Below are 13,159 nucleotides of genomic sequence, written 5' to 3'. Positions count from 1 at the left end.
CGGTACGGGGCGGTGCCCGGTGCCCGGCGCGGGCCCGGCGAAGGGGAGGCCGGATGGAGAACAGCGACATATCCCGGGGCGGCAGGACGCTGGTGATCGCCATCGCGATCGCCGCGCTGCTGATCGCCCTGCACTCCGTTTTCAGCCAATTGTCCGCGCCGAAGGTCTACGGGCCGGACGACACCGAGATCGCGGTGTCCGCCGGCGACCGCTTCAGCGTGGCGGTCCCCGACGACCCCGGCGGCTTCCACTGGATCGTCGCCGCGCCCCGGCCCGACCCGGCCGTACTGCGGCCCGCCGGCGCCCACGAGGCGAACGGCGGCGCCGGCCCGGCCCGCTACCTCGACTTCGAGGCGGTCCGGCCGGGGCGTACCGACTTACGTCTGGTGCGCTGTCGGCGCTGCTCGGCGGGGGCGGCCGACGAGCCGGGGGCCCGCACCCTCAACTTCCGCGTCACGGTCGGCTGAGCGCTTCCGGCGGGCGTGGTTAGCATGAGGGTGCGGACCAAGGTTGACGGCCGCGGACACCGCCCACGACGGGGAGCTGAACGAGCACCATGAGTGAACGGAGCGCACTGCGGTCGAGGCTGGAGGCGCTCACCCGCGAAGTGGTGAAGTTCGGTGCCGTCGGGGGCGCCGGCGTCGTGGTCAACTTCCTGGTCTTCAACCTCGTACGGCACCTGACCGAGGTGCCCGTGGTGCGGGCGAGCATCATCGCCACGGTCGTGGCGACCGGCACCAACTACATCGGCTACCGGTACTTCACCTACCGGGACCGCGACAAGCAGGGCCGTACGAAGGAGCTGACGCTCTTCCTGTTGTTCAGCGCGGTCGGCCTGGTGATAGAGAACGGCCTGCTCTACATCGCGACGTACGGCTTCCACTGGGACACCCCGCTGCAGAACAACTTCTTCAAGTTCCTCGGCATCGGGCTCGCCACGCTCTTCCGCTTCTGGTCCTACCGCACCTGGGTCTTCCGCACGCTGCCGGCCCGCGAGGCGATAGAGACGGCCGAGTCGTTCCTCGCCGAGGACGCGGACGCGCCGCACCGCACCCCGCACGTACGGCGGCCCGCCTCCCGCAAGTAGCCCGCCCGCGGCGCCCGCAGCGCCCGCGGGCGTCACTCCTCGGTGAGCTCGGCCTCCCGGGCCAGGAACAGCGCGAAGACCGGCGGATGCTGCTGCAGCAGTTCCAGCCGCCCGCCGTCCGCCTCCGCCAGGTCCCGTGCGACGGCCAGTCCCAGTCCCGTGGAGTTGCGGCCGGAGACGGTGCGTTCGAAGACCCGGGAGCCGAGGTCCGGCGGCACCCCGGGCCCGGCGTCGGTGACCTCGACGACGGCCTGGTTGCCGGTGACACGGGTACGCAGCGCGACCGTGCCGTCGCCGTGCATCAGGGAGTTCTCGATCAGGGTGGCCAGCACCTGGGCGACCGCGCCCGGGGTGCCGACGGCCCGCAGGCCCTTCTTGCCGGAGCGGACGATGGCCCGCCCCGCGCTGCGGTAGGCCGGCCGCCACTCCTCGATCTGCTGCTTGACGACCTCGTCCAGGTCGAAGGCGACCGCGGAGCCGCTGCGCGGGTCGCGGGAGTTGGTCAGCAGCCGCTGCACGACGTCGGTCAGCCGCTCCACCTGGGCCAGCGCGATGGTGGCCTCTTCCTTCACGGTGTCCGGGTCGTCGGTGAGGGTGATCTCCTCCAGCCGCATCGACAGCGCGGTCAGCGGCGTCCGGAGCTGGTGCGAGGCGTCCGCGGCCAGCCGCCGCTCGGCGGTCAGCATCCGCGCGATCCGCTCGGCACTGGCGTCGAGCACGTCGGCGACCCGGTCCAGTTCCTGTACGCCGTAGCGGCGGTGGCGCGGGCGGGGGTCACCGGAGCCGAGGCGCTCGGCGGTCTCGGCGAGGTCGGTCAGCGGCGCGGTCAGCCGGCGGGCCTGGCGGACCGCCAGCACGACGGCCGCCAGGATCGCCAGCAGCGCGACGGCCAGGATGACCAGCAGCGTCCGGCCGATCTCCGCACTGATCGTGGACCGGGACTCCTGGACCGTGACGGATTCGCCGCGGTCGCCGCGCACGGTCGACTGGATGACGTTGCCGGCGGGGCGCTGCCCGATCTCGATCGGCGGTTTGCCGGGCACCTTGATCTCGGCGTGCCGCTTGGCGGTGATCTGCTCGGAGAGGACGTCGGGGGTGATCTTCTCCCCGCTGCCGAGCCGGCTCTCCACTATCCCGACCAGCCGGACCGCCTCGGACGCCACGCTCTCCTGCGCGCCGGCCTGGATCGTCCGGGTCTCGACGATGACGAGGGAGACGCCGAAGACGGCGATCACGACGAGGACCACGGCGAGCGTGGAGTTGATCAGGCGGCGGCGCACGGGCCCCTAGCTCTTTTCGAAGCGGAAGCCGACACCGCGGACGGTGGCGATGTAGCGGGGGTTGGCGGCATCGTCCCGAGCTTCTTGCGGAGCCAGGAGATGTGCATGTCCAGCGTCTTCGTGGACGACCACCACGTGGTGTCCCAGACCTCGCGCATGAGCTGGTCGCGGGTGACGACCCGGCCGGCGTCCCGCACCAGGACCCGCAGCAGGTCGAACTCCTTCGCCGTGAGCTGGAGTTCCTCCTCGCCCATCCAGGCGCGGTGCGATTCGACGTCGATGCGGACGCCGTGGGTGGCCGGCGGCTGCTGGGGCTCGGCGGTGGAGCCACGGCGCAGCAGGGCCCGTACCCGGGCGAGGAGTTCGGCGAGCCGGAAGGGCTTGGTGACGTAGTCGTCGGCGCCGGCGTCCAGGCCGACGACGGTGTCCACCTCGTCGGCGCGGGCGGTCAGGACCAGGATGGGGAAGGAATGGCCTTCGTTGCGCAGCCGGCGGGCGACCTCCAGGCCGTCCATGCCGGGCAGGCCCAGGTCCAGGACGACGAGGTCGATGTTGCCCTGGAAACCGGCGTCGAGCGCCGTCGGGCCGTCCTCGCGCACCTCGACTTCGTAACCCTCGCGGCGCAGGGCGCGGGCGAGCGGCTCCGAGATGGACGCGTCATCCTCGGCGAGCAGTACACGGGTCATGGGCCGATGGTAGTCCGATGTATCCGGCCCGAGGGGAGGACCAGCACGGATGGCCGACGGCGGACCGTTCCTGCAGCGTGGCCTGCGGCGCACCCGTGCGGGACGGGCGCGCGCGGTCGCCCGGAGGGGCGCACGCGGTTCCCCACTTCAGTGTGAGCGTTGTCTCACGGGCCCCAACGGGGGCGGTTCGAGTCGTATGGTGAACGAACGTCCAACGCACAACCAACGGGACCGTGACGCTCAACTGACGTCACCGGTCCCTGTTGTGTGCGGGGCTGGCACCACCAGCCCTGGTACACAGTGATTGACCTGTCGACCGGGTCCACCGCGCGAGCAGCACGGGGGGCGTGGATCCCGGTGTCGGACCGTCCTGCCGGTGCTGCCTTCGATGAACGGCGTGCGCACCGACCCCCCCGGGCGTGGGGGCGGGCATGTCCGCACCGGTGCCGGTCATCCCCCCACGGGCGCGTTACGGCCTTCGCGCGCGTCCCGAGCAGCAAGGAACCATCATGGCGTCCAGCCTGACGAAGGGCGCTGCCCAGCAGGGAACCCCTGTGAACGGCGGCAAGACCTTCTTCGGCCACCCGCGCGGACTGGCCACGCTCTTCATGACCGAGATGTGGGAGCGCTTCAGCTTCTACGGCATGAAGGCCCTACTCCCGCTGTACCTGATCGCGCCCGGCGGCATGCACATGCAGGCCACGACGGCCACGGCGATCTACTCCGTGTACATGGCGATGGTCTACCTGCTCGCCATGCCGGGCGGCTGGATGGCCGACCGTTTCTGGGGGCCGCGCAAGACGGTCGCCATCGGTGCCTGCGTCGTCATCGCGGGTCACATCACGCTCGCCCTGCCCAGCGCGGCGACGTTCTTCGCCGGCCTCATCCTGGTGGCGCTCGGCTCCGGCCTGCTGAAGGCGAACATCTCCACGATGGTCGGCCACCTCTACGACGGCCCGGAGGACCCGCGCCGTGACGGTGGCTTCACGCTCTTCTACATCGGCATCAACCTCGGCGCCTTCCTGGCCCCGCTGACCATCGGCACCGTCGGCGAGAGCGTCAACTGGCACTTCGGCTTCACGCTCGCCGCGGTCGGCATGGCCCTCGGCCTCGCCCAGTTCCTGCTCGGCACCCGCCACCTGAGCGCCGAGAGCGACGTCGTGTCGCAGCCCGCGTCGCCGCAGGAGAAGGCGTCCGTGCTGCGCAAGGGCCTGGTCTGGCTGATCGTCGCGGCCGTGTTCTACACCCTGCTCGGCGTGACCGGTAACTTCGCCAACTGGGCGCTGATGCCGATCACCATCGCCGGCCTGATCATCCCGATCGCCGTGCTGTTCCGCATGAAGCGCGACAAGGAGCTCTCGGAGCTGGAGCAGTCCAAGCTCTCCGGCTACATCTGGTTCTTCGTGGTCGCCGCCGTCTTCTGGATGATCTACGACCAGAACGGCTCGACCCTGTCGATCTTCGGTGAGGGCTCGACCACCAACGACCTGCTGGGCTTCCACTTCCCGACGTCCTGGTACCAGTCGCTGAACCCGATCTTCATCATGGCGCTCGCCCCGGTGGTCGCCTCCGGGTGGCTGTGGCTGAACAAGCGCGGCAAGGAGCCGAGCACCGCCGTCAAGTTCGCGTCCAGCCTCGCGCTGATCGGCATCTCGTTCGCCGTCTTCCTCTTCCCGCTGCTGGACACCGCGGCCAACGGCGGCAAGGTCAGCCCGATGTGGCTGGTGGCGATCTACTTCATCCAGACCATCGGTGAGCTCTGCCTCTCGCCGGTCGGCCTGTCGGTCACCACGAAGATGGCGCCCGCCAAGTACAGCTCCCAGATGATGGGTGTCTGGTTCCTCGCGGTCACCGCCGGTGACTCCGTGGCGGGTCTGCTGACCTCGCCGCAGCTGAACGTCGACCTGAACACCTCCAGTTCGGTCGCCGTCGAGGCCGCCCTCGCGGTCGTCGCCGGCGTCGGCATCTGGATGTCCCGCAAGCGCGTCAAGCAGCTGATGGGCGGCGTCAACTGACGCCTGCCGGTCCCGGACAGCGGAAGGGGGCGTCGCACCGCCGGTGCGACGCCCCCTTCGTCGTGCGGTGGACCTGCCGGGTCAGCGCAGCCGTGCCCGGCGCCGCGGCAGGAACGTGAACACCGCGCCGCCCAGCAGGACGGCCGTGCCGGCGAGCAGGCCGAGCGCGGTCAGCGCGCTCCGTCCGTCCGCGCCGGTGTGGGCCAGCTCGCCACCGCTGCCGCCGCTGCTGCCCGAGCCGCCGGCCGATCCGGTCGCGCTGCCGCCGGACGCCGTACCGCCGCCGGACGCCGTGGTCCCGCCCGTGGAGCCGCCCGACGAGCCGCCGGAGGTGCCGCCCGGCTGCGCCGCGGTGTCGAGGGTGAGCGAGGCCCCGGGGTCCTTCTCCGGGGTGCAGGTCGTCGTCGTGCCCAGGGCGTTGACGGTGAGCACGCCCGGGCTGAGCGTGGCCTTGCCGGTGGCGCCCGGTGTGTAGGTGCCCTTCAGATCGGGGATCTCGATCGGGTCGCCCGACTTGATGGGCGCGGCGTTGGCCGGGCCCTCCACCTTGACCGTTCCCTTGTCCGCGCCGCCCACCTTGACGTCCATCGACGGCTTGACGGAGCCCTTGGGGATGTCCGCCGGGCTGTTCATCACGGACTTCTTGAACTGCACCGTCAGGTCGTAACCGCCGCCCTTCTTCACGGCGTTGATCTGTACCGGGGAGGTCGCCTTCTTGTCGCCGATGGGCGTCTTGCAGGCGTAGGGGACCTGGATCTCCTTGCCCTTGTACGCGGTGCCGTCGGGGTCACCTCCGGAGCCGCCGGTCGAACCGCCGGCGCTCGAACCACCGGTGGCCGAACCCCCGGTGGCGCCGCCGCCCGTGGTCCCGCCCGCGGTGCTCCCGCCGGTGCTGCCGCCCGTCGTGCCCGAGGTGGTCCCGCCCGTGCTGCCGCCCGTCGTGCCGCCCGTACTGCCACCCGTCGTGCCGCCGGTCGTCCCGCCGGTGGAGCCCCCGCCGTCGGTGACCTTGATCGTCACCGCGGGCTTCACCTCCTCCTTGGGCGAGCACTTGGTGTCCGTGGAGATCGGCCGGTTGACGTTGATGTTGTAGAAGCCGGGGTCAGCGTGACCTCACCGGGCTTGGTCAGCTTGAGCTTGCCCGTCATGTCGGACAGCTTCATCGGGCCGCCCTTGGGGATCGGCGGGTTCTGCCGCGGCCCCTGCATCGCCAGGTCCCCGGTCTGCGCTCCGGCCACCTTGATCGTGCCGGTCGGCTGGACGGTGTCCTTCCCCAGGTCGAGGATGTCGGGGTTCTTGGACGCGCCCTCGACGGTCTTCCAGACCACCGCGATCTCGTCCCCGACCTTGGCCGTCGCGGGCGCGCTGACGTCCACCTTCGTGGTGCCCTCGATCGGCGGCAGCCCCGATATCGGCGGCGGCAGACACTCCGTCTTGTACGAGACCTCCGCTGCCTCGGCCGCACCGGCCGCGGCCATGATGCCCGCTCCCGCGAGCGCCAGCGCGGCCACCGAGGCCACCGCGGCTCTCCTCCGTTGCCTCATCACGCAGAACCTTTCGACGTCGGTCGTTCGGTTGATGTGGTGGTGGACGGTGCGGTGTCCGGGGTGAACCACGGCAGCGCGGCACGGTCGCCGGCCGGCGTGGTACGACGGGTGCGGATGCGGGGGCGGGCGTGACCTGCCGTGCGGCGCGGGCGTACCCGGTCCACGACCGCCATGCCGATACGGAACACGGCGGTCGGGACCACGACGCACAGCAGCACCCAGAAGAGCGTCACGCCCCAGGGCCGGTCGACGCCCCACGGCTGCTCGGCCAGCACCTTGCCGCCGTATTCGAGGGAGACCAGATAGTCCCCGTGGGCGCCGGCCGCCAGCTCGACCGGCAGCTTGACCTGGACCTTCCTGCCGGGCGGTACGGTCCCCCGCCACTGCTGCTCCTCCCACTGCGGGGCGAAGACGCCGTGCGAGGTGCCGACCCGGAAGACCGGGTTCCGGGCCGGCGCGGAGCCGAGATTGCCGACCGTGACGGTCAGTTCACGCTGCGGCGGGGCGCCGAACCAGGTGAGTAGTCCGCTGCTGCCGGCCAGCCGCGGCGGGGACAGCACCGCCAGCCGGCCGCCGGTGCGCTCCCTCGGCAGCGGCGCCACCGGGTGGCCCGCCACCTTGAACGCGGCGTCCGCGGCTGCCGCCGCCCCGGTCACCGTCGCCACGTGCACCACGCAGGGGCAGGGCTTGGGCGGTTCGGCGACCGGCAGGCGCTTGCGGAAGGCGCCGTGCGCGTCGGTGGTGACCGCCCGGCCGTCCCCGTTGGCACAGGAATTGGTCCCGCCGATCATGTTCTGCCCGCAGATCAGCAGGGTGAGCAGGGCCTCGGGCCGCCAGCCGCGCCCGCTCACGGTCAGCGTGCCGCCCTTGCCGGCCTCCTTCTGGGAGAGCTGGACGGTGGGACGGCCACCGGGCGCCTCGGCCGGCGCCGCGGCACGGGCGGTACCGGCCGCCGACGGGGCCAGGACGAGGGCGGCGGCGAGGGCCGTGGCGACGGCCGCGGGCAGGGCGGCCGTCGGCGCGGGCCGCTCGTTCCCACCGCCGCTGCCGCCTCCCCCGCTCCGCCGCTCGTCCCGCTCGTCCCCGCGCTTGCGCCGGCGTCGCCGCCGTACGGACAGCAGGCCGGCCGCGCCCGCCACCGGGACCAGCGCCGCCCCGGCCGCGACGCCCCACGGGACGACGGTGTACGAGGCCGTGACGGCGTCGTGCGCACCGCCGCCCGCCGTCACCGTGAGCCGGAGGTCCACCGCGTCCAGGGCCGGCGGATCGGGCCAGTCCTCCGCCAGACGGGCCCGCTGACCGGGCGCCAGCGTGCGCGGCAGGGTGTGTGCGGCGCGCCGCAGCACCGGCCCGAGGAGGCCGTCGGCGCGCACCGCCAGCCGCGGCGTGAGCACCGTGTTGCCGCGGTTGACCAGCGTGTAGCGGATGACCGCCGCGCTCCCCCGCCGCTGCACCGACACGTCCTCGGCGGTCAGCGCGGACAGCGCCGGGCCGGCCACCCGCAGGTGGACCGGTACGGTGCGCCGGACCGCGGGCCCGCCGTGCCGCGCCGGTCCGCCGGTCGCCGTGATCGTGCCGGGGTGGTCGCCCGGGGCGGCGTCGCGCGGCACGGTCACCGTGAACGGGACGCTCGCCCGGGTCCGCGGCGGGACCGTGACCCGTCCCGCGGCGAACCGCAGCCAGGCACCGGCGCCGCCCGTCCCGCCGCCGGTGCCGCGCAGCCGTACGGTGACGGCCCGGCGGGTGGGGTTGCCGAGCGACAGCCGGTCCGCCAGCACCGTGCCCGGCGCCCCCTCCAGGTAGAAGTACGGGCGGTCCTGCGCGCTCGGTGCGGCGCCGCGACCGGGGGCGGGCGCGGCGGACCAGCCCGGCCCGGCCGGCGTGGCGGGGCGGGCCTGGGCCGCGGCGGGGCACAGCAGTACCGCTGCGGCCGCGAGGACCGCACCGCTGACCGCGGGGCGAGGACGGAACGGCATCGGCGGCTCCTGGTACTCGTGGTGCACAGGCTGCACGTGGTGCGGAAGCTGCGGTCCGGTTCAGACGCGCTGGTGACGGCGGGTCAGCCAGAGCACTCCGGCCGCGCCGGCCAGCAGCACCGTGCCGCCCAATGTGCCCAGCGCCACCGCGGAGTCGGCCGGTCCGGTCTGCGGCAGTTGTCCGCCGGAGGAGCCGCCCGTGCCGCCGGAACCGCCGGTGGCCGCACCGCCGCTGCCGCCGGAGCCCTTCACGTCGAGGGTGAGCGAGGGCTTGGGGTTGTTGCTGGGGGTGCAGGTGGTCGTGGTGCCGAGCGCCTTGATGGTGAGGGTGGCCGCGGTGAAGGTGACCTTGCCGCTCGCCTTGGGGGTGTACGTCCCGCTCAAGTCACTGATCTTGATGGGGGTGTTGGCCGGAATCGCCCGGTCGTTGGGCGGCCCGGAGACCGGGACCGTACCGCTCTCCGCGCCGCCCAGCTTGATCAGCGCGCTCGGCTTCATGGCGCCCTTGCCCAGCTCGACGGGGCTGGAGGACACCCCCTTCTGGAAGGACATCACGAGTTTGTACGCGCCGCCGCTGGGGGTGCTCTTGATGTCGATCGGCGAGACCGCGCCCTTGTTCCCGATCGGCGTCTTGCACTGGTAGTTGACGTCGACGACCTCGGCGTGGGCGGCCGGCGCGGTGAGCAGCACCGCGGACCCCGCCGTCATCGCCACGGCGGCGGCGAGGCCGGCCGCCCGGCGCGGTCGCCGGCCGTGCTGTGCGTAGAAGCGGGCCACTGTCCGTTCCCCTTCTCCCGGTGGGCGCACCGCCGACTGTTCCTGACGGCACATCAGATTGGCCGCTCAAGGTACGCCGGGGACCTTGCGAGGGAAGGCACAGCACAGCCCCGATCGGTCCGGGGCTGCACCGGCGGGCACATCCGGCCGCCCGGCGGTGGTGAACACGGGCCCGGGAACGGCAAAAGCGCGGGCCCGCGGACCCGCGCTCCTCTTCCGCCGTGGCCTCGGTCAGGCCGGTGCGGCGAGCTCCGCCCAGACGGTCTTGCCCGTGCCGTCGGGGTTGCGCACCACGCCCCAGTCCAGGCAGAGCCGCTGCACGATGAACATGCCGTGGCCGCCGGGGCGGCCGGGCGGTGCGGGCTGCGCGGCGCCGGCGAGCCCGCGCCGAGGTCGGTGACCTCCAGCCGCAGCATCTTGGGTGTGCAGCGCAGCCGCAGCTCCTCGGGCCCCTCGGCGTGCAGGCAGGCGTTGGTGACCAGCTCCGAGACGACGAGCAGCACGTCCTCGGCGGCGGCCCGCTGGTCGGCGCTGGCGGCCGGCAGCCAGCCCCAGTCGTGCAGGGCCTGCCGGGCGAAATCACGGCCACGTGCCACGGCGCCCCGGGTGCCCGCCAGGCGCAGCCGGCGGATCTGGCCCGCCGGCATGGCGGCGGACGGAACGGCGGCGGAAGCACCGGCGCCGCCCGGCTCCGGGCCGAGATCGCCCGGCGGGTACGGCCGGGTGGTGCTCATCAGCGCTTCACCTCACCGATTCGCCTATTCACGGAGAACAGATAGCGGACTGCTTGCAACGGATTCAGATGTCTCCTGCCCGACCGGACCGTGAGAACACCCACTTCTTGGGTACGGAAGTTGTGACACGGACTACGCGCCCGGAACAGATCGTTCCGGACACCGTCGTCAGGTCACTCGGCCAGGGCCGCATCGACGGAATCGTGCACCGTGAAGACTGCCTCGGCGCCGGTGATCTCGAAGACCCGGGCGACCACCGGTTGCATCCCGGCCAGATGGACCCCGCCCCCCTCGGCCTCCGCCTTCAGGCGCGCGCCGAGCAGTACGTTGAGGCCGGTGGAGTCCATGAATTCGAGCTGTGAGCAGTCGACCACCAGGCGTGCATAGCCGTCATCCACACAGCCTTCGAGTGATTCCCGCAACAGATCCGCGGTGTGGTGATCGAGCTCACCTGTGACCGTCACGACAGCGCTTGCGCCGTGATGGCGGATCTCGACGTGAAGCCGGCCCCGGCTTGCACTGCCGACCGTCCCGCGGTCCATGCGAAGCGCACCCCTTTTGCTGTCTAGACGGCTGGATTGCTTGCGACTGCGCTCGTCGAACCCTACGCCTTCCTGACGCGCGCCGGTAGCCGAACAATCCGCATATTGCCCAATATACGGACAACGCTTACTTGCCATCTTCCAGCAAAGACAGGTAGGCGTAGAAGAACACATTCGCAACGGCCGGCTTTGGAGGCGCCGCACACCGAAGGCTTCACGTAGAGGCATCGGCAGCCATATGCCGAGAACGATGGAGGAGACCATGTCACCCCGGCTCGACGAACTGCGTACCGACGACACCCGACAGTCCGCATCGTCGACATCCCCGTCCGACCCGACCGGGCACATCCCTTCCCAGTCGATCGCTGCCGAATCCGATCCGGCGGTTTTTCCTGAGATCGACGATCTGCCCGAGATCCCGCCGTTCGACGAGGTGGGTCCGGTGGACGCGAGGGCTCTGTCCAAGACCCTCTTCGAGCGGCTCGAATCGCTTGAGGAAGGCACCCACGAATTCGCGTACGTCCGCAACACCCTGGTCGAGCTCAACCTCGCCCTGGTGAAGTTCGCGGCCTCCCGCTTCCGCTCCCGCAGCGAGCCGATGGAGGACATCGTCCAGGTCGGCACGATCGGCCTGATCAAGGCGATAGACCGCTTCGAAATCAGCCGCGGGGTGGAGTTCCCGACGTTCGCGATGCGACCATCGTCGGCGAGATCAAGCGCTTCTTCCGTGACACCAGCTGGTCGGTGCGCGTCCCGAGGCGTCTGCAGGAACTGCGGCTGGACCTCGCCAAGGCGGGCGACGAACTCGCGCAGAAGCTGGACCGCGCCCCCACGGTGCACGAACTCGCCGAACGTCTCGGCATCACCAGGGACGAGGTCGTCGAGGGGATGGCCGCGAGCAACGCGTACACCGCGAGCTCGCTGGACGCCCAGCCCGAGGAGGACGACAGCGAAGGCGCGCTGGCGGACCGGATCGGCTACGAGGACCACGGACTCGAAGGCATCGAGTACGTCGAGTCGTTGAAGCCGCTGATCGCCGAACTCCCGCCGCGCGACCGGAAGATCCTGTCCCTGCGCTTCGTGGCGAACATGACGCAGTCCGAGATCGGCGAGGAGCTGGGCATCTCCCAGATGCACGTCTCCCGTCTGCTCTCCCGCACGCTCGGCCGGCTCCGCAAGGGGCTGATGGTCGAGGAGTGAGGACCGCGGTCGCCCCTGCCGGTCCGCGCGGCCGGCACCGCCCGCGCGGAGGAGGGCCCGCCCCGGGATACCGGGACGGGCCCTCCTCCGCGTCTGCCGGCCGTCAGGGGCCGTGCGGCGTCAGACCAGAACTCCCTTGTGCCACACCGCCGAGACGAGCGGGACGCCCGGGCGGTAGGCGAGGTGGACGTGGCTGGGCGCGTCCAGGAGGGCCAGGTCGGCGCGGGCACCGGGGGTGATGCGGCCGACGTCGGTGCGGCGCAGCGCGCGGGCGCCGCCCGCGGTGGCCGACCAGAGCGCCTCATCGGGGGTCATGCCCATGTCGCGGACGGCCAGGGCGATGCAGAACGGCATGGAGCTGGTGAAGGACGACCCGGGGTTGCAGTCGGTGGACAGCGCGACGGTGGCGCCGGCGTCGAGCAGCGGACGGGCGTCGGGCCACGCGGCGCGGGTGGAGAACTCGGCGCCGGGCAGCAGCGTGGCGACGGTGTCGGACTGGGCGAGGGCGTCGATGTCCGCGGGGCTGAGGTGGGTGCAGTGGTCGGCGGAGGCGGCGCCGAGCTCGACCGCGATCTGCACGCCGGGGCCGTGGCCGAGCTGGTTGGCGTGCACCCGCGGGGCGAGGCCCCGGGCCTTGCCGGCGGTCAGGATCGCGCGGGCCTGGTCGCCGTCGAAGGCGCCCTTCTCGCAGAAGACGTCGATCCAGCGGGCGTGCGGGGCGCAGGCGTCCAGCATCGGGCCGGTGACCAGGTCGACGTAGCCGGCCGGGTCGTCCGCGTAGTCGGGGGAGACGATGTGGGCGCCGAGGAAGGTGACCTCGTCGGTGTGCGCGGCGGCGATGCGCAGCGCCCGGGCCTCGTCCTCGACGGTCAGGCCGTAGCCGGACTTGGTCTCGAACGTGGTCGTGCCCTGGCGGAGGGCCTCGGCGAGGTGGCGGGTGAGGTTGGCCTCCAGTTCGCTGTCGGTGGCGGCACGGGTGGCGGCGACGGTGGTGCGGATGCCGCCGGCGGAGTAAGGGCGCCCGGACATCCGGGCGTTGAACTCCTCGGTGCGGTCGCCGGCGAAGACGAGGTGGGAGTGGGAGTCGACGAAGCCGGGGATGCCGGCCCGGCCGGCGGCGTCGACGGCGTTGTCGGTGGCGGGTGCTTTGCTGGAGGCACCGACCCAGGCGATGCGGTCGCCGTCGATGACGACCGCGGCGTCCTGGATCAGACCGAGGGGGCCTTCACCGAGGGAGGGGTCGTTGGTGACGAGCTGGGCGATGTGGGTGATGGCGGTGGTCGGCGCGGAGGTCGTCGTCATCGCGGGGGTGTTC

Annotated in this window: 9 protein-coding genes and 3 pseudogenes; 4 read left to right on the top strand and 8 right to left on the bottom strand. The window is 72.0% G+C overall.

Annotated features, from left to right (window positions below; genetic code table 11):
• Positions 1-53 precede the first annotated feature (53 nt).
• Positions 54-467: a protease inhibitor I42 family protein gene (locus OJ254_RS13090; protein WP_265362474.1), complete on the top strand. Its 414-nt coding sequence runs from the start codon at positions 54-56 to the stop codon at positions 465-467.
• 89 nt (positions 468-556) lie between these two features.
• Positions 557-1,087, top strand: coding sequence for a GtrA family protein (locus OJ254_RS13085; protein ID WP_265362473.1), 531 nt, complete (start codon positions 557-559; stop codon positions 1,085-1,087).
• Positions 1,088-1,119: 32 nt separating this feature from the next.
• Here OJ254_RS13085 and OJ254_RS13080 read toward each other — a convergent pair whose 3' ends face one another.
• Both OJ254_RS13080 and OJ254_RS13075 read right to left on the bottom strand, forming a co-directional pair.
• Positions 1,120-2,367 carry an ATP-binding protein gene (locus OJ254_RS13080; RefSeq protein WP_265362472.1) on the bottom strand — a complete coding sequence of 416 codons (1,248 nt, stop codon included), beginning with the start codon at positions 2,365-2,367 and terminating at the stop codon, positions 1,120-1,122.
• A gap of 6 nt (positions 2,368-2,373) precedes the next feature.
• A pseudogene (locus tag OJ254_RS13075) lies at positions 2,374-3,053 on the bottom strand (response regulator transcription factor).
• A 509-nt stretch (positions 3,054-3,562) separates the two neighbouring features.
• Here OJ254_RS13075 and OJ254_RS13070 point away from each other — a divergent pair.
• Positions 3,563-5,068, top strand: a complete 1,506-nt coding sequence (locus OJ254_RS13070; RefSeq protein WP_265362471.1) for a peptide MFS transporter — start codon at positions 3,563-3,565, stop codon at positions 5,066-5,068.
• An 81-nt stretch (positions 5,069-5,149) separates the two neighbouring features.
• Here OJ254_RS13070 and OJ254_RS13065 read toward each other — a convergent pair.
• From OJ254_RS13065 to OJ254_RS13045, 5 genes and pseudogenes are all read right to left on the bottom strand, one after another.
• Positions 5,150-6,612 (bottom strand): annotated as a pseudogene (locus OJ254_RS13065) (hypothetical protein).
• Positions 6,612-7,622 (bottom strand): hypothetical protein, encoded by a 1,011-nt coding sequence (locus OJ254_RS13060; protein WP_423836012.1) that lies wholly within the window; start codon positions 7,620-7,622, stop codon positions 6,612-6,614. Before OJ254_RS13060 ends, OJ254_RS13065 begins: the two are co-directional and overlap by 1 nt.
• Positions 7,623-8,651: 1,029 nt before the next feature.
• Positions 8,652-9,368: an LPXTG cell wall anchor domain-containing protein gene (locus tag OJ254_RS13055; RefSeq protein WP_265362470.1), complete on the bottom strand. Its 717-nt coding sequence runs from the start codon at positions 9,366-9,368 to the stop codon at positions 8,652-8,654.
• A gap of 53 nt (positions 9,369-9,421) precedes the next feature.
• A complete protein-coding gene (locus tag OJ254_RS13050; RefSeq protein WP_481005552.1) occupies positions 9,422-10,015 on the bottom strand; it encodes an ATP-binding protein in 594 nt (197 codons plus the stop codon).
• 260 nt (positions 10,016-10,275) lie between these two features.
• Positions 10,276-10,644 (bottom strand): STAS domain-containing protein, encoded by a 369-nt coding sequence (locus tag OJ254_RS13045; protein ID WP_030416081.1) that lies wholly within the window; start codon positions 10,642-10,644, stop codon positions 10,276-10,278.
• A 262-nt stretch (positions 10,645-10,906) separates the two neighbouring features.
• Here OJ254_RS13045 and OJ254_RS13040 point away from each other — a divergent pair.
• Positions 10,907-11,844: pseudogene (locus tag OJ254_RS13040) on the top strand (RNA polymerase sigma factor SigF).
• Positions 11,845-11,964: 120 nt separating this feature from the next.
• Here the strand turns inward: OJ254_RS13040 and hutI are convergent.
• Complete coding sequence (hutI, locus tag OJ254_RS13035; RefSeq protein WP_265362469.1) at positions 11,965-13,146, bottom strand: imidazolonepropionase; 1,182 nt, start codon at positions 13,144-13,146, stop codon at positions 11,965-11,967.
• Positions 13,147-13,159 lie beyond the last annotated feature (13 nt).

The organism is Streptomyces endophytica (assembly GCF_026153355.1).
GTDB lineage: Bacteria > Actinomycetota > Actinomycetes > Streptomycetales > Streptomycetaceae > Streptomyces > Streptomyces endophytica.
The sequence above is the reverse complement of the archived record's forward strand: the minus strand, read 5'-3'. Positions and strand labels throughout refer to the sequence as shown.